We start from the raw sequence: 20,211 nt of genomic DNA, 5'->3' as shown, positions 1-20,211 counted from the left end.
ACCGCCCGCACAGTGACCCGACCCATGGCTGAACCGCCCTTCCCCACGCCGGCCCCGGCCTCGCCCGACGAGCCCCAGGCCGACCCCATCTCGCAGCAGGCCTGCGCCTGGTTCGCGCTGATCTTCGAAGGCTCGGCCAGCCAGGCCGAGCACGAGCAGTGGCTTGAGTGGATGCTGGCCGACCCGCGCCATGCCAAGGCCTACCTGGAACTCGAAGCGCTGTGGGCCCTGGCCGCCGAGCTGCCTGCCGTGCAGGCGCCGCCTGCCCCCAAGGCCCGCGGCGTCTCGCGGCGGCGCTTCATGCAACTGGCCATGGCGGCGTGCACCGCCGCAGTGGCCACCGGCTCGGCCACGCTGTGGCTCAAGGGCGAAGGCCTGTCGTTTGCCGACCTGCACACGCGCGTGGGTGAAACCCGCACCGAGCGCCTGCCCGATGGCAGCGTGATCGAACTGGCCGGCAACACCGCCCTGGACCTCGACTTTTCCGGCACCACGCGGCGCCTGCGCATGCTGCGTGGTCAGGCCTATTTCAAGGTGGCCGCCGATACCCGCCCGCTGCGCATCGACACCGAGGCCGGCACCGTGGTCAGCCACCAGGGTGCGTTCTGCCTGTCCTGCGACGCCGGCAGCGCCGACCTGGCCGTCAGTGAGCACAATGCCGGGGTGCAAATCCCCGGCCAGCAGGCACAACTGGGCCAGGGCGAGGCCGTGACCTTCGGCGCCGCCGGGCTCGGCCCGGTGCAGCGCGCCGAACTCGACCAGGTGCTGGCCTGGCGCAACGGCAGCCTGGTGTTCTTCGACACGCCCCTGGCCAAGGTGGTCAATCACCTGCAGCGCTGGCGCGAGGGCCGCATCTTCATCGCCGACGAGCGCCTGGCGGCACGCCCGGTGAGCCTGATCCTCAATCGCCAGCACCCAGAGCAGATGCTCGATGTGCTGGCGCGCACCCTGCCGATCCGCCTGAGCCGCTACACCGACCTGGTGACCATCATCCGCCCTGCCTGACCCGCCGATGGCTGATTGAAAATTATTTGCAGTACCCATCAGACATTTGCACTCCTCGTGCGTCATCACCAGCAGATGAAACCCATTCGCAAACAGGCGAAGTCGTTCTGCCGAGGAGTCAAGGAAATGGCAACACCCCAGACGTTGTTCCCCCAGGGTTCATGCTGGCGCATGTCGGCGCTGGGCGCCGCGATCAGTTGCGCGCTGCTGGCACAACCGGCCCAGGCCCAGGTGCCCGCGCCCGGTACAGGGGCGGTCAGCGTGCACACGGCATTCGATATCCCCGCCCAGCAACTGCGCCAGGCATTGCTGGTTTTCAGCCAGCAGACCGGGCAGAACGTGATGCTCGACGGCAACTTGGACGCCGGCCTGCGCAGCGCACCGGTCAAGGGCAGCTACTCCGCCGATCAGGCCCTGGCCCAACTGCTGGCCGGCAGCGGCTTCACCTTCGGGCGCAGTGACGCCTCGACCCTGTACCTGGTACCGCTGCCAGACAGCGCCGGCAACAACATCGAACTGGGTGCCACCACCATCAACAGCGCCTGGAGCCTGGGCAGCACCACCGAGGGCAGCGGCTCCTACACCACCGGGCAGACCAGCACCGCCACGCGCCTGGACATGTCGCTGCGCAAGACCCCGCAGTCGATCAGCGTGATCACCCGCCAGCAGATGGACGACCAGGGCCTGAACAACCTGTCCGAGGTGATGCAGCAAACCCCGGGCATCACCGTCAACCGCGAGAACTCCGAAGGCTTCACCTTCTACTCGCGCGGCTTCGAGATCCAGAACTTCCAGTATGACGGCGTGCCCAGCCTGAGCACCGACGCCGGCAACCTGCGCGACAACTACAGCATCACCAACTCGGTGATCTACGACCGCGTCGAGGTGCTCAAGGGTGCCACCGGGCTGGTCAACGGCATCGGCTACCCGTCGGGGGTGATCAACCTGGTGCGCAAGCGGCCCACTGCCCAGTTTCAGGGCCATGTGTCCGCCGGCGCAGGCTCGTGGGATCACTACCGCACCGAGCTGGACGTGTCCGGACCGCTGCTCGACAGCGGCGCCCTGCGCGGGCGTTTCGTCGCGGCCCGTGAACAGCAGCACACCTTCATCGACTACCAGAAGCAGCAACAGGACATCTTCTACGGCGTGCTCGACGGCGACCTGTCTGACGCCACCGTGCTGAGCGTGGGCTACGAGTACCAGCAGAACGACAACGACGCGTCCTCCACCACCCACCTGCCGGCCTTCTACAAGAACGGCACGCCGGTGCGCTTCTCGCGCTCCACCAACCCGGCGGACAAGTGGGCCTACCGCAACCATCGCACCCAGCGCGCATTCGCCAGCATCGATCACCAGTTCGACAACGAGTGGTCGCTCAAGGCCACCGCCAGCTACCGCAACTATGCCTCGCGCGAGATCATCGCAGGCCTGGCCACCGCCCATGTCGACCCGAACGACAACAGCGTCGCCCACGGCTACTACCCGGGCGGTGCGGCCAAGTTCAACACCGATACCGACGAGAAGTCCTTCGATATCTACGCCAAGGGCCCGTTCTCGCTGCTGGGCAGAAGCCACGACCTGGTGGTGGGCTACACCTATGCCCACACCACCGCGCAATCGGACCGTACCGACGGCAGCACCGACGCCGTGGCACCCGATGCCTTCGACTGGAACAACAACGCCGCCTACCCCACCGACTGGGCCTGGTGGTCGACCTTCGATATCAAGACCACGCAGAAGGTCGGCTACGCTGCGGTCGTGCTCAAGCCCACCGACGCACTCAACCTGGTGCTGGGGGCGCGGGTCACCGACTACGCGTGGAGCCTGGACAGCATCAACGCGCTGCCGCGCAGCAGCCGCACCGCCACCCGCGACACCGGTGAAGTGATCCCCTATGCCGGCATCACCTACGACCTCGACGACCAGCACACCGTGTACGCCAGCTACACCGACATCTTCAAGCCGCAGCCCTACAACCGGGGTGCCGACAACAAGCCGCTGGACCCGCTCACCGGGCAAAGCTACGAAGTGGGAATCAAGGGCGAGTATTTCGACCGTCGCCTGAATGCCAGCCTGGCGCTGTTCGAGCTCAAGCAGGACAACCTGGCGCAGTCGACCGGCACCACCGGGGAGTTCGGCAATGAAGTGATGCGCGCCGTGCAGGGCGCCACCACCCGCGGTGTGGAGCTGGAAATGTCCGGCGAGATCCTGCCCGACTGGAACATCAACGCCGGCTACGTCTATCAGGCCTCCTACGACGCCGATCACCGGCGCGTGGCGACCAACCAGCCCCAGCACCTGCTCAAGGTCGCCACCAGCTACCGCCTACCGGCCGAGCTGAACAAGCTCACCGTGGGCGGCAACTGGCAGTGGCAGAGCCGCACCTACTTCGTCGACGACACCTTCTACGACGACGTCAACGACGTGGCGCTGCCCAGCCACAAGTTCTTCCAGGACGCCTACGGCGTGGTCGGCCTGATGGCCGCGTATGACGTGAGCAAGCAACTGAAGGTGTCGGCCAACCTCAACAACCTGTTCGACAAGACGTACTACAGCGGCATCGGCAACTACTACTCGGTCTACTACGGCGACCCCCGCAACGTGATGTTCAACGTCAGGTACAGTTTCTGACGCGCAACGCGCACGCCATCAGGCCTGCTGGCGGGTCGCCGCCAGCACGATCTCGCGGATGCACACGCCCTGAGGCTGTTCGTAGGCGTAGCGGATCGCATTGGCCACATCGTCCGCCGACAGCACCACACCGCCCATGCCGGCCTTCCAGTCCTGGTAGCCGGACTTGATCGCCTCATCGGTGGTGTGGCCGAGCAGCTCGGTTTCCACCGCACCCGGCGCGATGGTGATGACCCGCACGTTGTGCGCCGCCACTTCTTCGCGCAGGTTTTCCGAGATCGCGTGCACGGCAAACTTGGTGCCCACGTAGGCCACATGGTTGGGGAAGGTCTTGCGCCCGGCCACCGAGCCGACGTTGATCACCGTGCCGTGGTTGCGTTCGATCATGCCGCCCAGTACCGCATGGATGCCGTTGAGCAGGCCCTTGACGTTCACATCCAGCATGCGCTCCCACTGCTCGGGGGCCTGGGTGGCGGTATCACCCAGCAGCATCACACCCGCATTGTTGACGATCGCATCGGCCGGGCCGTACTGCGCCTCGGCCTCCTTCACCGCAGCCAGCAGCGCCTCGCGGTCGGTGACGTCGACACCCTTGCACAGGGTGGCGGGCAAGCCCAGTGCGAGCAGGCGCTCCACGCGCCGGGCCAGCAGCAGCAGGGGGTGGCCCTGGGCAGAGAACAGGCGCGCGACGGCCTCGCCGATGCCCGAGCTGGCGCCGGTCACGATGATCAGGGGTTTGTTCATGAAAGTGCTTCCGCCATTGGTTTATCAGATGACGCAAAGCGTATAGTGCCGGCCACAGCAGATAAAATGCTTAATTCCTCTTGCAGACATCGGCCTTACCTATGGATATCCGGCACCTCAAAGCCTTTGTGGCGGTGTTCGAAGAACGCAACATCACCAGCGCCGCCCAGCGCCTGTGCATCAGCCAGCCGACCTTGTCGGTGACCATCCGCCAGCTCGAAGAAGCCCTGGGCGCCACCCTGTTCAACCGCCAGTCGCGAGGGGTGGAGGTGAGCGAGGCGGCGCGTTCGCTGTACCCGCAGGCCTGCGCGCTGGTCAGCGAGGCCGAGGCCCTGCGCCAGCGCTTTCGCACCAGCGATGCGCGCCAGCACCTGAGCCTGGGCATCGAGCCGGACCTGAGCCCCGCGCAGGTCGCTGCGTTTCTGCGCTTTGCCCACCAGGTGGTGGCGCACCTGTACATCACGCTGCACGAGGGCTGTGCCGGCGATGCGCGCCTGGCGGTAGAAGAACAGTGCTGCGAAGACGAGCTGTTCCTGCCGGTGTGGGACGACCCGTTCGTGCTGGTGAGCGCAGCCGGCAGGCAACCGGGCACGGTCACCAGCCTGTACCCCTGGGTCATCTGCCCCGAACACCCCTCCCACCAGCGCCTGATGGCGCTGTATGGCAACTCCACCGCGTCGGCGGTGGCCAGCAGCGGCTCGCTGCATCAGTCTCTGCTGCTGGTGGCGGCCGGGGTCGGCGTGGCGGCGCTGCCGCACTCGCTGGTGAGCGCGGCACAAGGGGTGCAGGTGCATGCGCTCAACAGCCCGCTACCCAGTCGCCGGGTGGGCCTGTGCTACAGCGGCACTGCGCTGGAGCACCCGGTGCTGCGCCTGCTGCACGCCGCGCTGCGCGACGCCCCGGCCGGTACCTGGGCGTCGCCCCTGCCCTGAGCACGAAGCGCCGAGGTCATGGCGCCAGGTCAGGGTCCGAGTCGCTGTGCTTCTGGCCGATCGGGTCGGTGGCCGGCGACTGCTGCGGCGCCTGGGTATCGATGCCCGGTGGCGGCGCAAGCTGCAGTATCTCGCTGGTGTAGGCCCACTCCTGCTGCACCCGGGCCGGGTCGTCGTTCAGGTGGGTGCCGTAGCTGGGCACGATCTGGTGCAGCTTCTGCTGCCAGGCCGGGCTGGCGACCTTGTCCTTGAACACCTTCTGCAGCACTTCGAGCATGATCGGCGCCGCGGTGGATGCGCCGGGCGATGCGCCCAGCAGCCCGGCAATGCTGCCATCGGCCGCGCTCACCACCTCGGTGCCCAGCTTGAGCACCCCGCCCTTTTCCTTGTCGCGCTTGATGATCTGCACCCGCTGCCCGGCCTGCCACAGGCGCCAGTCTTCCTTCTTGGCCTGGGGGAAGTAGGTCTGCAGCGCCTCGAAGCGGTCGTCGTCCGATTGCATCAGCTGGCCTGCCAGGTACTGCACCAGGTCGAACTGATCGATCCCCACCTTGGTCATGGGCCACAGGTTATGGGTGGTCATGCTGGAGAACAGGTCCAGGTACGAGCCTTCCTTGAGAAACTTGGTGGAGAAGGTCGCGAACGGCCCGAACAGGATCACCCGCTTGCCATCGAGTACCCGGGTATCCAGGTGCGGCACCGACATCGGTGGCGCGCCCGTGGCGGCGATGCCGTAGGCCTTGGCCATGTGCTGCTGGGCGATGGTGGGGTTGTCGGTGACCAGGAACGAGCCGCCCACCGGGAAGCCCGCGTAGTCCTGGGCCTCGGGAATGCCGGACTTCTGCAGCAGCGGCAGCGCCGCGCCGCCGGCACCGATGAACAGGAACTTGGCATCGGCGGTCGACTTCTCGCCGCTCTTGAGGTTCTTGTACTCCACGTGCCAGGAGCCGTCGTCATTGCGACGGATGTCCTCGACCTCGCTGGACAGCTTGAGCGAGAAATTCTCCTGCTGCTGCAGGTGCGCCACGAACTGGCGGGTGATCTCGCCGAAGTTCACGTCGGTGCCGATCGGCGTCCAGGTGGCGGCGATCTTCTGGTTGGGGTCGCGGCCCTCCATCATCAGCGGCACCCAATTGCGGATCTGCGCCGGGTCTTCGGAATACTGCATCGGCCGGAACAGGGGGCTGGCCTGCAGCGCCTCGTAGCGGCGCTTGAGGAAACTGATGTTGTCGTCACCCCACACGAAGCTCATGTGCGGCGTGGAATTGATGAACGAGCGCGGGTTCTTCAGCACCCCGTTCTTGACCTGCCAGGCCAGGAACTGGCGCGTCACCTGGAACGCCTCGTTGATCTCGACCGCCTTGGTGATGTTGATCTTGCCGTCCTTGTCCTCGGGCGTGTAGTTCAGCTCGGCCAGCGCCGAGTGACCGGTGCCGGCGTTGTTCCAGCCGTTGGAGCTTTCCTCGGCCACCCCGTCCAGGCGCTCGACCATCTCCATCGACCAGCCCGGCTCCAGCTCGTTGAGCCAGATTGCCAGCGTGGCGCTCATGATGCCGCCCCCCACCAGCAGTACATCGACCTTCTTCGATTCCGCCCCCTGCGCCTGGCCGGCCGCCAGCGACACGGCCAGGCCCAATGTGGCCACGTTCCTTGCGAACTTCATGGCATATCCCCCCAATTGCATTACGAGACGATCCAGTGAGTGTGGCTCATGGATCGCGCATGACAAGCCGTACAAGCGACCCGGTGCAGTCAGTGGGGTTCCCTTGGATCGGGCCGCGGCGGCGCCAGGGCACGGGCAAAACGCTATCAAACTGAACCAATTCATCAGCTAAGGATCAGTTTTAGCATCGTGAAACCACAGGATTTGATACCTTGTCCGCGCTTTCTACACTTGGCCGGGATCGCTTGTGCCCTTCCCCTGCACGGCCTGCCAACACGCCTTCAGGAGGGATCTTGTGACCACCACCCACCCCAGCGACGCTTTCCAGATCGCCCTGGCCAACTGCGCCCGTGAACAGATCCGTACCCCCGGCAGCATTCAGCCCCAGGGGTTCATGGTCGTGGTGCAGGAGCCGGCCATGTTGATCCGCCAGGTCAGCGAGAACCTGCCGGACTGGCTGGGGGTGGAGATCGACGCCTTGCTGGGCGTGCATTTCGATGCGGTGGTGCAGGACGGTTGCAGTTTCGTCGAGCAGCTGGGCGAACTCGACGAAGACCAGTCCCAGCCCTATCACGTGGCCGACGTACAGTTTCTGATCGGCCAGCAGGCGCAGCGCCTGCCGATGATGCTGCACCGCCACGACCAGGTGCTGATCGCCGAATTCCAGCGCCCGGCCGCTGTGCCGGCGCCGAGCTCGCGCCTGTACCCGCTGGTGCGCTCCTTCGTTGGCGGCGCACCGGACAGCGAGAGCATCGACGAGCTGTGCGAGCGGGCGGTGCGCGTGATCAAGCGCCTGACCGGGTTCGGCCGGGTCAAGTCCTACCGCTTCGACACCGAGGGCAACGGGCTGGTCAACGCCGAACTGGTCGACGACGACTACCCCAGCTACAAGGGCCTGTGCTTCCCTGCTTCGGACATCCCGGCGCAGGCCCGGGCGCTGTACTGTGCCAACCGCATCCGCGTGATCGAGGATGCCGACTACCAGCCGGCGCGCCTGCTGCCGGCCGCCAACCTGCTCACCGGCCAACCCCTGGACCTGAGCTTCTCGACCCTGCGCAGCGTCTCGCCCGTGCACCTGCAATACATGCGCAACATGCAGACCTGGGCCTCGATGTCGGTTTCCATCGTGGTCGAGGGCCGGTTGTGGGGGCTGGTGTCGTGTCATCACCGCACCCCGCGCAGCGTGAGCTTTCAGGTGCGTACTGCCTGCGAACTGCTGGGCCGGGTGCTGTCGCTGCAGATCGAGACCCGCGAAGCCCACCTGCGCCACGCGCGCATGCTCGAGATCCGCCAGCGCATCGTGCAGCTGCTGGGCGCCATCGCCGACCAGGACAGCGTGCGCCTGGGCCTGCGCGCCCTGCCCGACATCTTCACCGACTTCGTCGGCGCCGCCGGTGCCGCAGTGGTGTCCAGCACCGGCTGCGACACCTACGGGCACACCCCGCCCCAGGCGCGGATCATGGCCCTGGTGGGCTGGCTGACCGCCCGCGGCGACGCCGAGGTGTTCCATACCGACAACGCCGGGCGCGATATCCCGCACCTGGCAGGGCTGGCCGACATGGCCAGCGGCATCCTTGCCGTGTCCATTTCCGAACTGCACCCGCATTACCTGATCTGGTTCAAACCCCAGCAGTCCCAGGTGGTGCACTGGGCCGGCCGCCCGGAAAAAAGCATCGCCCAGAGCGGCTCGCTGAACCCGCGCGAAAGCTTCGAGCAGTGGCAGCAGATCGTCGAAGGTTTCTCGACCCCCTGGGACCCCAGCGAAATCGAGGGCGTGCAGGAGCTGCGCCAGGCCATCCTCGGCATCGTGCTGCGCAAGGCCGAAGAACTGGCGCAACTGTCCGAATCCCTGGAAAAGACCAACAAGGAACTGGAAGCCTTCTCCTACAGCGTTTCCCACGACCTGCGCGCGCCGCTGCGGCATATCGCCGGCTACGCCGAGCTGCTCAGCGATGCCGAAGGCGCCAACATGTCCGAGCGCAGCCTGCGCTTTCTGGGCACCATCGAGAACTCCGCCAAGTTCGCCGGCACCCTGGTGGACAACCTGCTGAGCTTCTCGCAGATGGGCCGGTGCGCCATGCACCTGTCCGACGTCAACCTGTCGGCGATGGTCGCCTCCATCAAGCTGGAGATGCTGCCCGACTACGAGGGCCGCGACATCCGCTGGACCTTCAACGCCCTGCCGATCGTGGTGGCCGACCCGGCCTTCCTGCACCTGGCCCTGCGCAACCTCATCGCCAACGCCATCAAGTACACCCGCGGCCGGCCGGTGGCGCTGATCGAGGTCGACGTGCAGGAACGCGACGACGCCCACGTGATCAGCGTGCGCGACAACGGCGTCGGCTTCGACATGCAGTACGCCAACAAGCTGTTCGGCGTGTTCCAGCGCCTGCACCGCATGGAAGAGTTCGAAGGCACCGGCATCGGCCTGGCCAATGTGCGGCGCATCATCGAGCGCCATGGTGGCACGGTATGGGCCCACGGTGTCCCGGACCAGGGCGCGACGTTCTATTTTTCACTTCCAAAGAAAACCCTCATGCCCACTGCATGACCCACACGAGGGCGCTCCATGCTCAAACCGATACTCCTGGTAGAAGACAACCCCAACGACCTCGAACTGACCCTGCTCGCGCTCGAGCGCAGCCAGCTGGCCAACGAGGTGATCGTGGTACGCGACGGCGCCGAGGCGCTGGACTACCTGTTCCGCAGGAACAGCCATGCCGACCGCCCGCAAGGCAACCCGGCAGTGCTGCTGCTCGACCTCAAGCTGCCCAAGGTCGATGGCCTGGAGGTGCTCGAACAGGTGCGCGACTCGGCCGACCTGCGCAGCATTCCGGTGGTGATGCTGACCTCGTCCCGCGAAGAGCCGGACCTGGACCGCGCCTATCAGCTGGGCGTGAATGCCTACGTGGTCAAACCCGTGGAGTTCAAGGAGTTCGTCGGCGCCATCTCCGACCTGGGGATTTTCTGGGCCGTGCTCAACGAGCCACCGCCCGGTTCCACCCGGGTCGTGCGTCGCCCCAAGTCATGATGACAAGACATGCCTAGACGAGAGCCCGGAGCGCCGACGCCGCTCCCCAGAATAAAGCTGCTGCTGATCGAAGACAGCACCCACGACGTCGAGCTCACGCTGTTGACGCTGGAGCGCTATGGCCTGCAGGTCGACCCGGTGGTGGTGCACGATCACATCGGCGCCTGCGAGGCCATGCAGCAGCACACCTTCGACGTGATCGTGTGCGACTACCTGCTGCCCTCCTCGTCGGGCATCCAGGTGCTCGAGGTGGCCCAGCGGGCGGCCCCGGAAACGCCGTTCATCTTCCTGTCCGGCATCTTCGGCGAACAGCAGGCGGTGGAGACCATGCGCCTGGGCGCGGTCGACTACGTGCTCAAGCAGAACCTCAAGGTGCTGCCCAAGGCCATCCGCCGCGCCGTGCTCGAAGTGCGCGAACGCGAGAAGCGCCGCGCTGCGGAAAACGCCCTCGAAGAGGTCGAGACCCGCGCCCGCCTGGCCATCCAGGCTGCCGAGATGGGCGTGTGGGAACTGAGCGTGCCCAGCGGCTCGGTGCTGTGGGACGAGCGCTGCCGCGCCCTGTACGAAGTCACGCCCAGCTGCAACCTGCACCTTGACCAGGTGCTGGAGCACTGCCACCCCGACGACCGGGCTATGCTGCGGGCCAAGGTCGAGCAGGCCCTGAGCTGCGAATCGGTGTTCCATGCCGAATACCGCGTGCAGTTGTCGGGCGGTCGCCTGCGCTGGATCAACTCCAACGGCCGTTCGCTGTTCAAGGATGGCCGTTGCGTGCGTTTCAGCGGGGTGATGCAGGACATCAGCGAGCGCAAGGTCGCCACCCAGGCCCTGGTGCAGTTGACCGAAACCCTGGGCGAGCGCGTAGAGCAACGCACCCGCGAGCGCGACCGCACCTGGGAGCTGTCGCGTGAACTGCTGGGGGTGCTGCGCTTCGACATGACCCCGATCAACTTCAACCCGGCCTGGGAGGCGGCGCTGGGCTGGTCGCGGGACCAGATCGGCAGCCTGCGCCTGTGGGAGCTGATCCACCCCCTCGATCTGGACGCCACCATCAAGGAAACCCGCAGCATCGCCAGCGGCAACGTATCGACCCGCTTCGTCAACCGCATGCGCCACGCCAACGGCGACTACCGGTGGCTGTCCTGGACCATCGTGCCGGAGAACGGCCTGATGTACGCCGCCGTGCGCGACATCACCGATGAGCGTGCGGTGGTCGAGGAACTGGCCGCCACCAACAAGCGCCTGCGCGAACAGATCGACGAGAAGGAACGCGTGGAAGCCACGCTGCAGCAGATGCAGCGCCTGGAAGTGGTCGGCCAGCTGACGGCTGGAGTGGCCCACGACTTCAACAACCTGCTCACGGTGATCCTCACCAGCGCGACCTTTGCCACGCGCGACATTGCCCGCGGCAACCTGGACAAGGCCCGCACCCGGCTGGAACACATCACCGATGCCGGTGAACGTGGCGCCCGGCTCACGGCCCAGCTGCTGTCGTTCTCGCGCCGCCAGCGCCTGCAACCGCGCCCGGTGGACCTGAACGCCACCGTGCGCGGCATGCAGAGCCTGCTGAACAAGGCGCTGGGGGCCAATATCTGGGTAGAGATGTCGCTGGCCCCGGACCTGTGGACCGCCTCGGCGGACCTGACCCAGACCGAGATGATCATCCTCAACCTCATCATCAACGCCCGCGACGCCATGGCCAACGGGCCCGGCTCGGTGCTGCTGCGTACCCACAACGTCACCGTGGAGGCCGCGCCCCTGCGGCCCGAAGACCCGGAACCCGGCCACTACGTGGTGTTCTCCATCGTCGACTAGGGCAGCGGCATGAACGAGGACACCCTGCTCAGGGCCTTCGAGCCGTTCTTCACCACCAAGCCGGTCGGGCATGGATCGGGGCTGGGGCTGGCCCAGGTGTTCGGTTTCGCCAAGCAGTCCGGTGGCGGGGTGCGCATCGAAACCACCCTGGATGTCGGCACCACGGTCAGCGTGTACCTGCCGCGGATCCAGGGCGACGCCGTGGCCGTGCTGCCCAGCCCTGCGCCGGTGAGTGAACCGCATCAGCCGCTGGGCTCGACCATCCTGCTGGTGGACGATGACAGCACCGTGCGTACCCTCACGGCCACCTTGCTGGAATCGTTTGGCCTGAAGGTGGTGCAGGCGCGCAACGGCCCGGATGCACTGAACATGCTGAGCCCCGAGATCGACCTGCTGCTGACCGACTACGCCATGCCGGGCATGACCGGCGGCGAGCTGGCGGCCCTGGTCAAGCGCTCCTACCCGCAGTTGCCGGTGGTGTTCGTGACTGGCTATGCCAATACCGACGTGCTGGGGCTGAGCCATTCGACGGTGATCCAGAAGCCGTTCAGCGAGCGCGACTTGCGCAGCAAGATCTGGGCAGCGCTGGCGCGTTGAAAAAACCTGTACACGCTTTCTACCTGGCCGAGCAAAAAAGATTATTCTTGAATGACATTTTTCAACGCCAGACTATGTGAGAGCCGAATATGAAGATCGATGACATGGACGCCTTCGTCGCCGTCATCCGCTGCCAGTCGACCAACCTTGCGGCGCAGTCGCTGCAGTTGACGCAGCCGGCCATCACACGACGCGTGCAGAACTTCGAGGAAGACCTGGGCGCCAACCTGCTCGACCGCAACACCAAGCCGCTCAAGCCCACGCCCATGGGCTGGCGCGTGTACGAACAGTGCAAGGCCATCCTGCGCGAGATCGACACCCTGCGCGAGCTGGTGGCCAGCCACGGCTCGCCCAGCGGTACCCTGCGCCTGGGCGTGCCGCAGACCATCGGCGATGTGGTGCTGCTCGATGCCCTGGCGCAGATTCGCCAGGCCTACCCCGAGCTGCGGACCCAGGTCGCCAGCGGCTGGGGCAGCGCGCTGATCGCCAGGATGGAAAACGGCGAGCTGGATGCGGCCGCCGCGCTGTTCCCCTCCGGCAAGATCTTCCCCGAAGGTATCGCCAGCCGTTCCATCGGCCGCATGCACCTGCGGGTGGTGGCCGCCAAGGGCAGCGCCAGCAAGCGCAGCTACAAGCTCAAGGACTGCTACAGCCAGGGCTGGGTGCTCAACCCCGATGGCTGCGGGTTTCGCGCCGGCTTGCAGCGCGCCTTGAGCGAGCAGGGGCTGTCGCTGCAGATCAACCTGGAAACCTTCGGCACCGAACTGCAACTGGGCCTGGTCGCCAACGGCCAGGGCCTGGGGCTGGTGCCCGAGCCGCTGCTGGCCGCCAGCCGTCATCGCGACCTGCTTGAAGTGGTCAACGTCAGCGACTTCAAGCCCCAGGTCGACCTGTGGCTGTTTTACCCCAGCTACCTGGGCAACCTGCAGGAGCCGGTGGAGCTGTTCGGCAGCGTCACGGCGCAGCAGCTGGCGCTGTAGCAGCCCCGCCCTGCCCCGCATCAGCCAAGGCAGCGGGCCTCACTCCAGCGTGATGTTACCCGCCCGGATCACCTCGCCCCACCGTGCGCCGTCATCGGCGATCAGCTTGGCAAACCCCGCCGGGGTACTGTGCTCGACGCTGATCCCGTTCTGCGCGAACCGCTCGGCGGTCTGCGGCGCCTGGGCAATCGCGGCAATCGCCGCGCTCAACTGCTCGACCAGCTGCGGCGAAGCGCCCTTGGGCAGCACCAGGCCGAACCAGCCCGATGCCTCGAACCCCGGCAGGCCTGCCTCGCTGGCACTCGGCACCCCTGGCAGCAACGGCGAGCGCTGCGCGCTGCTGAGCACCAGCCCCTTGAGCTTGCCGGCCTGGATCTGCGGGGCCAGCACGGTGAGGGTATCCACCGCCACATCCACCTCGCCGCCCAGCACCGCCGTGACCGCCGGCGCACTGCCCTTGTACGGCACGTGCAGCAGGTCGATGCCCGCCAGGTTCTTCAGCAACTCCCCGGACAGGTGGCACAGGGTGCCGTTGCCGCACGACGAATAGCTCAACGCGCCCGGGCGCGCCTTGGCCTGGTCGATCAGCGCCTGCAGCGTGTCGACCTTGCTGGCAGCCGGTACGGCCACCACGTTGGGCACCGAGGCCAGCACCGCCACGGGCGTGAAGTCCTGCAGCGGGTCGTAGCGCAGGCCCTTCTGCAGGTTGGGCAGTATGGTCAGCTGCCCGGCGGTGGCCAGCGACAGCGTGTAGCCATCGGGTTTGGCCTTGGCCACCGCCTCGGCGGCGATTGCGGTGCCGGCACCGGGCTTGTTGTCGACCACCACCGGCTGGCCCAACGAGGCCGACAACTGCTCGGCGTAGTAGCGCCCCACGGTATCGGCAGCACCGCCCGGCGGGAACGGCACCACCAGGGTCACGGCGCGGCTCGGGTAGGTATCGGCCTGGGCCAGTGCGGCAACGCCCAGGGCCAGTGCGGCCAGGGCAAACTTGAGCGGTAGGATGATTTTCATGCAAAGGTCCTGGAACAGTCAGGGTTGAAGCAGCCCTCAGTCTTCACTGAAGGCCACATGGCGCGTGGCGCGCACCCGCGGGATGAGCATCAGCCCCACCGCCAGCACGCACAGAATCAACAGGGTCAGGCTCAATGGCCGGGTGACGAACACCGTGGGGTCGCCCCGCGACAGCAGCATCGCCCGGCGCAGGTTCTCCTCCATCAACGGGCCGAGCAGATAGCCCAGAAGCAGTGGCGCCGGCTCGCAGCGCAGCTTGATGAACAGGTAGCCCAGCAACCCGAACGCCACCGTGAGCAGCACGTCGAACAGGCTGTTGTTGACGCTGTACACGCCAATGCAGCAGAACAGCAGGATCGACGGGTACAGCAGGCGGTACGGCACCGACAGCAGCCGCACCCAGATCCCCACCAGCGGCAGGTTGAGCACCAGCAGCAACAGGTTGCCGATCCACATGCTCACGATCAGCCCCCAGAACAGCTCGGGGCGCTCGTCGATCACCTGCGGGCCCGGCACGATGCCGTGGATCATCATGGCCCCGGCCATCAGCGCCATCACCGCGTTGGAAGGCAGGCCCAGCACCAGCATCGGGATGAACGAGGTCTGCGCCCCGGCGTTGTTGGCAGACTCCGGCCCGGCCACGCCCTCGATGGCGCCCTGGCCGAAGCGCTCGGGGTGCCTGGCGATACGCTTTTCGACCATGTACGAGGCAAACGCGCCCAGCATCGCCCCGCCCCCCGGCAGCACGCCCAGCACCGCGCCCAGGCCGGTGCCGCGCAGCATCGGCTTCCAGCTGCGCCGGTAGTCTTCGCGGGTCGGCATCAGGCTGCCGACCCGCGCCACCTGGGGCGGCTGACCGCGGCTGCGCTCCAGGTTGGCGATGATTTCGGCGATGCCGAAGATGCCCATCGAGATCACCACGAAACTGATGCCGTCGCTCAACTGGGGCAGGCCGAAGGTAAAGCGCTCCACCCCGGAATTCACGTCGGTGCCCACCAGGCCCAGCAGCAGCCCCAGCAGGGTCATGGCCACGGCCTTGAGCACGTCGCCCTGGGCCAGCACCACGGCGGCCACCAGGCCCAGCAGCATCAGCGAGAAGTACTCGGCCGGGCCGAACTTCAGCGCCACCTCGGCCAGCGGTGCGGCAGCAGCGGCCAGCAGCAGGATCGACAGGCTGCCGGCGATGAACGAACCGATCGCGGCAATGGCCAGGGCCGCCCCGGCCCGGCCCTTGCGTGCCATGGCATGGCCGTCCAGACAGGTCACCACCGAGGACGACTCGCCCGGCAGGTTGACCAGGATCGCCGTGGTCGAGCCGCCGTACTGGGCGCCGTAATAGATGCCCGACAGCATGATCAATGCCGCGGCCGGGCTCAGGCCGTAGGTGATCGGCAGCAGCATGGCGATGGTGGCCACCGGCCCCAGGCCGGGCAGCACCCCCACCAGCGTGCCCAGGGTCACACCGATCAGGCAGTACAGCAGGTTGTTCAGGGTGAAGGCGGCTTCAAGGCCGATACCCAGGTGTGCCAACAGCTCCATGGGTCACTCCTCAGACAGGCCAGGCCGGCAGGTTCAGGCCCAGCCCGTAGCCGAACACCAGCACGCTGAACAGCCCCAGCGCGCTGCCCACCGCCAGCAGTTCGCCCAGGTGCGCCTTGTGCCGGCCCAGGCCGCTGAGCAGCGTCATGCACAGGGTCGCCAGCGCCAGGCCAAGGCTGGGCAGCAGCAGCGCGAACGCCACCACGCTGGCACTGATGGCCAGCGCCGGGCGGACGATGAACAACCCGTCCAGCGTGACCTTCTCGCGGCCCAGCCACAGGCCGCGCACCAGCAAGGCGACGCCCAGCCCGCACAGGGCCAGGCTCACCAGCCAGGGAAAGTAGCCTGCGCCCATGCGCATCGCCGTGCCGCTGGCATAGGCGCTGCCCACCAGCAGCCCGGTCAGGCCGAAGCCCAGGAACAGGCAGCCGGCCAGCACTTCGCGGGCATCGAGGTTCAGGGTCAGGGAATGCGGGCGCGCAGTGGCGGCCCGTTGCAGAGCATCTCGCACGCAGGTCTCCAGGTGCCGGTACGGCACAAGGCAAGGCGATCCGCGCGTGCGGTCTCGGGGTGGGGTTGGGGTAGCTGCGCCGTTCAGGCGCTGCGTTGTGCCTGGCGCGCCGCGACCTTGGCGTGGGTCAGCGGGATCAGCTCGCGGCCGTAGTCGGCGGCGTCGTTGATCGGGTCGAACCCGCGAATCAGAAAGGTGGTCACGCCCAGGTCGTAGTACGCCAGCAAGGCATCGGCCACCTGCTCGGGGGTTCCCACCAGCGCGGTGGAGTTGTGCCCACCGCCAACCAGTGCGGCCATACCGGTCCACAGGCGCTCATCCACGCGCTCGCCTTGCGCCACGGTGTCCAGCAGGCGCTGCGCACCGACGCTCTGCGGCTTGTTGGCCACCACCGGGCCGGCGCGCTCCAGGCGCTGGCGAGCGGTATCGAGAATGGCATCGGCCTTGGCCCAGGCCGCAGCTTCGGTATCGGCGATGATCGGCCGGAACGACACGCTGAACTGCACCTGGCGCCCGTGCAAGGCCGCCTGGGCACGTACTGCCTGAATGGTTTCGCGGGTCTGCTCCAGCGACTCGCCCCACAGCGCGAACACATCGGCATGCTTGCCGGCCACTTCCAGGGCCGCCGCCGAAGAACCACCGAAGAACACCGGCAGGTGCGGCTTTTGCACAGGCTTGATGGCGGAGAAGGCGTTCTGCGCCTGGTAGAAGGTGCCGTGATGATCGAAGGGGGTGTCTTCGGTCCAGACCTTGCGCACCACCTCCAGAAACTCGTCGCTGCGCGCATAGCGCTGGTCGTGGTCGAGGTAGTCGCCGTCCTTGCGTTGCTCGCCGTCATTGCCGCCACTGATCACGTGCAGCGCCAGGCGTCCGTCGAGCAGGTGATCGAGGGTTGCCAGCTTGCGCGCGGCCAGGGTCGGCGCCACGAAGCCGGGGCGATGCGCCAGCAGAAAGCCGATACGCGGCGCCGCCAGCCCGGCCAGGGCCGTGACCAGAAAGCCGTCGGGCTGATCCGACCAGTACCCCACCAGAATCCGGTCGAAGCCTGCCTGCTCGTGCACCTGGGCAAAACGGGTGATGTACGCCTTGTCGAAGATCGGGCCAGCCGGATCGAGGGTCTCCGAAGACAGGCGGTGGCCGATCATGCCGATGAATTGAACGCTCATGGGGGGCTCCTTGAAGAGGGCGAAGAAAGCTTATTGGTTATAGAAGGTTCTTTCTTCAAAACGAACGCTTATAAGCTACCGAGCCCGCCACCCCTTGTGAAATTCATTTTAGGCATAACCTAATATAAAAAATGATTTATATCGAAACAGCTTTAAAATTCACTTTGCGCATATTAGCTTATGCTCAATTTGAATTTTGAGAATCATCAGGCGGTTGCTAGGGTGATTCGAAACCGTAGCCAGAGCCCCGACCATGACCGACCCCCTTCGCCTGGACCGCTTGCGTCAGTTCATCGACGAACTGGCCAGCCTGCTCGACCGAGAAACCGATGAAGCGACCCTTCTCGATGATGGCCAGCGCCTGTTGCAGCAACTGGTGGCCCATGACGACTGGCTGCCGCCAGAGCTGGCCCAGCCCAGCCCCGAACGCTATCAGCAGTACCTGCTGCACTGCGATTCGCGCCAGCGCTTCTCCATCGTCAGCTTCGTGTGGGGGCCTGGGCAGACCACGCCGGTCCACGACCACCGGGTATGGGGCCTGATCGGCATGCTGCGCGGCGCCGAATACGCCCAGGGGTTTGCCCGCAACGAGCACGGCGCGCTGCTGCCGTCCGGCAGCCCGGTGCGCCTCGAGCGCGGCCAGGTCGAGGCGGTGTCGCCGCGCATCGGCGACATCCATCAGGTCAGCAATGCCTTCGACGACCAGGTGTCGATCAGCATCCACGTGTACGGCGCCAACATCGGCGCGGTCAGGCGTGCCGTGTACCTGGCCGACGGCAGCGAGAAACCCTTCATTTCCGGTTATTCCAACACCCAACTGCCCAATCTGTGGGACCTGTCAAAAGAGAACCTTGCGCCATGAGCACCCCGACCACCCGCACCTACGCCCACCTGCGCCAGCACTTGCTGGCCAGGCATGAACTGGCCCTGATCGATGTGCGCGAAGAAGCGCCCTTCGCCGTGGAACATCCGCTGTTCGCGGCCAACATCCCGCTGTCCAGGCTTGAAATCGAAATCTACGCGCGAGTGCCCCGGCGCGATACACCGATCACCGTGTATGACGATGGCGAGGGCCTGGCGCAGATTGCGCTCCAGCGCCTGGGTCAACTTGGCTACAGCGACGTGGCCCTGCTCGAAGGCGGCCTGGCCGGCTGGCGCGAGGCCGGCGGCGAGCTGTTCCAGGATGTGAACGTACCGAGCAAGGCGTTTGGCGAACTGGTGGAAAGCCAGCGCCACACCCCTTCGCTGGCGGCCGAAGAAGTGCAGGCGCTGCTGAACGAAAAGGCCGACGTGGTGGTGCTGGATGCGCGTCGCTTCGACGAATACCAGACCATGAGCATTCCGGGCGGCATCAGCGTGCCGGGTGCCGAACTTGTGCTGCGGGTAGCCGAGCTGGCACCGAACCCGGCCACCCGCGTGATCGTCAATTGCGCCGGGCGCACCCGCAGCATCATCGGCACCCAGTCGCTGGTCAACGCCGGCATTCCCAACCCGGTATCGGCTTTGCGCAACGGCACCATTGGCTGGACATTGGCGGGGCAGACCCTGGCCCATGGCCAATCGCGGCGCTTTGGCGACGTGAGCCCGGCCAACCGGCAGCGCGCCGCCGAACAGGCCCGTGCCGTGGCCGACAAGGCCGGCGTCGTGCGTGCGGACAGCCAGACGCTGGCGGCGTGGCGCGCCCAGGCCGATCGCAGTACTTATGTGTTCGATGTGCGCACCCCCGAGGAATTTTCCCGGGGCCACCTGCCAGGCAGCCGCTCGACACCGGGTGGTCAGATGGTGCAGGAAACCGACCATGTGGCCAGTGTGCGCGGGGCGCGCATCGTGCTGATCGATGACGATGGCGTGCGTGCCAACATGAGTGCGTCGTGGTTGGCGCAGATGGGCTGGGAGGTGGCGGTGCTCGATGGCTTGGGCGCAGGCGACTTCAGCGAAACGGGTGATTGGCAGCCGCCGTTGCCGGCGTTGCCGCAGCCTTCGACCATCGACCCCGAGCAGTTGGTGCAGTGGCAGGCGGACGCCGACACGGTGCTGCTCGACTTCACCACCAGTGCCAATTACGTGCAGCGGCACATACCGGGTGCGCACTGGGCGATCAGGGCACAGCTGGAGCAGGCACTGGAGCGCTTGCCGGTGGCGGGACGTTACGTGCTGACCTGCGGCAGCAGCTTGCTGGCGCGGTTTGCGGCGCAGGACCTGCAACGCCTGACCCGAGTGCCGGTGTTCGTGCTGGAGGGTGGTACGGGCCGCTGGATTGCCGAGGGGCGGCCGCTGGAGTCGGGCGAGACGCACCTGGCAGTGCCGCGCAGCGACCGTTACCGCCGGCCGTATGAAGGCACCGACAACCCGCGTGAGGCGATGCAGGGGTACCTGGATTGGGAGTTCGGGTTGGTGGCGCAGCTGGGGCGTGATGGCACCCATGGGTTCCGGGTGATCTGAACCTCTTGAGCAGACCGTATGAGGTCTGCCCCTGGCCGACAGGCCGCATACGCAGGTGCGGGCAAGGCCCGCTCCTGCGCCCTTCGGGCACAAGCACAGTAGGCGCCGGCCTTGCCGGCGAATCGAGCGCGAAGCGCTCGTACA

At 66.5% G+C, this 20,211-nt stretch carries 14 protein-coding genes and 1 pseudogene; 9 read left to right on the top strand and 6 right to left on the bottom strand.

From position 1 onward, the window contains the following. Positions 1-24: 24 nt before the first annotated feature. Together B4I46_RS08275 and B4I46_RS08270 are read left to right on the top strand one after the other, a co-directional pair. Entirely contained in the window at positions 25-1,005 is a 981-nt protein-coding gene (locus B4I46_RS08275) for a FecR family protein (RefSeq protein ID WP_286899572.1), read from the top strand. A 126-nt stretch (positions 1,006-1,131) separates the two neighbouring features. Next, entirely contained in the window at positions 1,132-3,636 is a 2,505-nt protein-coding gene (locus tag B4I46_RS08270; RefSeq protein WP_148071545.1) for a TonB-dependent siderophore receptor, read from the top strand. A gap of 18 nt (positions 3,637-3,654) precedes the next feature. Here the strand turns inward: B4I46_RS08270 and B4I46_RS08265 are convergent, their stop codons facing one another. Next, on the bottom strand, positions 3,655-4,380 hold the full coding sequence (locus tag B4I46_RS08265; RefSeq protein WP_043864027.1) for an SDR family oxidoreductase: 726 nt from the start codon (positions 4,378-4,380) through the stop codon (positions 3,655-3,657). 101 nt (positions 4,381-4,481) lie between these two features. On the opposite strand from B4I46_RS08265, the gene B4I46_RS08260 reads away from it, so the two are divergent. Continuing rightward, positions 4,482-5,312 carry a LysR family transcriptional regulator gene (locus tag B4I46_RS08260; protein WP_286899568.1) on the top strand — a complete coding sequence of 277 codons (831 nt, stop codon included), beginning with the start codon at positions 4,482-4,484 and terminating at the stop codon, positions 5,310-5,312. Positions 5,313-5,328: 16 nt separating this feature from the next. Here B4I46_RS08260 and mqo read toward each other — a convergent pair whose 3' ends face one another. Next, complete coding sequence (gene mqo, locus B4I46_RS08255) at positions 5,329-6,975, bottom strand: malate dehydrogenase (quinone) (RefSeq protein WP_286899567.1); 1,647 nt, start codon at positions 6,973-6,975, stop codon at positions 5,329-5,331. A gap of 295 nt (positions 6,976-7,270) precedes the next feature. Here mqo and B4I46_RS08250 point away from each other — a divergent pair, with 295 nt between their 5' ends. The 4 genes and pseudogenes from B4I46_RS08250 to B4I46_RS08235 all read left to right on the top strand — a co-directional run bounded on the left by B4I46_RS08250 (position 7,271) and on the right by B4I46_RS08235 (position 13,395). Then, positions 7,271-9,526 (top strand): ATP-binding protein, encoded by a 2,256-nt coding sequence (locus B4I46_RS08250; RefSeq protein ID WP_054914354.1) that lies wholly within the window; start codon positions 7,271-7,273, stop codon positions 9,524-9,526. 18 nt (positions 9,527-9,544) lie between these two features. Further along, a complete protein-coding gene (locus tag B4I46_RS08245) occupies positions 9,545-10,006 on the top strand; it encodes a response regulator (RefSeq protein WP_043864031.1) in 462 nt (153 codons plus the stop codon). A gap of 9 nt (positions 10,007-10,015) precedes the next feature. Next, positions 10,016-12,415, top strand: a pseudogene (locus B4I46_RS08240) (response regulator). A gap of 89 nt (positions 12,416-12,504) precedes the next feature. After that, positions 12,505-13,395 (top strand): LysR family transcriptional regulator, encoded by an 891-nt coding sequence (locus tag B4I46_RS08235; RefSeq protein WP_286899563.1) that lies wholly within the window; start codon positions 12,505-12,507, stop codon positions 13,393-13,395. Positions 13,396-13,434: 39 nt separating this feature from the next. Here the strand turns inward: B4I46_RS08235 and B4I46_RS08230 are convergent, their stop codons facing one another. The 4 genes from B4I46_RS08230 to B4I46_RS08215 form a co-directional block, all read right to left on the bottom strand. Beyond that, on the bottom strand, positions 13,435-14,409 hold the full coding sequence (locus B4I46_RS08230) for a Bug family tripartite tricarboxylate transporter substrate binding protein (RefSeq protein ID WP_043864034.1): 975 nt from the start codon (positions 14,407-14,409) through the stop codon (positions 13,435-13,437). Between the two features lie 36 nt (positions 14,410-14,445). After that, complete coding sequence (locus B4I46_RS08225; RefSeq protein WP_043864035.1) at positions 14,446-15,948, bottom strand: tripartite tricarboxylate transporter permease; 1,503 nt, start codon at positions 15,946-15,948, stop codon at positions 14,446-14,448. 10 nt (positions 15,949-15,958) lie between these two features. Further along, complete coding sequence (locus tag B4I46_RS08220) at positions 15,959-16,459, bottom strand: tripartite tricarboxylate transporter TctB family protein (protein ID WP_235384379.1); 501 nt, start codon at positions 16,457-16,459, stop codon at positions 15,959-15,961. Positions 16,460-16,542: 83 nt separating this feature from the next. Next, the gene (locus tag B4I46_RS08215) at positions 16,543-17,625 is read right to left on the bottom strand and encodes an LLM class flavin-dependent oxidoreductase (protein ID WP_100632639.1); all 1,083 of its coding nucleotides are present in this window, start codon (positions 17,623-17,625) and stop codon (positions 16,543-16,545) included. A gap of 253 nt (positions 17,626-17,878) precedes the next feature. Between B4I46_RS08215 and B4I46_RS08210 the strand changes: the two genes are divergently transcribed. Then, entirely contained in the window at positions 17,879-18,487 is a 609-nt protein-coding gene (locus tag B4I46_RS08210) for a cysteine dioxygenase (RefSeq protein WP_286899557.1), read from the top strand. Beyond that, entirely contained in the window at positions 18,484-20,067 is a 1,584-nt protein-coding gene (locus B4I46_RS08205) for a rhodanese-related sulfurtransferase (protein WP_286899556.1), read from the top strand. Before B4I46_RS08210 ends, B4I46_RS08205 begins: the two co-directional genes overlap by 4 nt. The last annotated feature ends 144 nt before the right edge of the window (positions 20,068-20,211 follow it).

The sequence above is a fragment of the Pseudomonas sp. UBA7500 genome, from assembly GCF_002478435.1.
Classification (GTDB): domain Bacteria; phylum Pseudomonadota; class Gammaproteobacteria; order Pseudomonadales; family Pseudomonadaceae; genus Aquipseudomonas; species Aquipseudomonas palmensis.
This window is presented reverse-complemented; position numbering and strand designations above follow the sequence as displayed.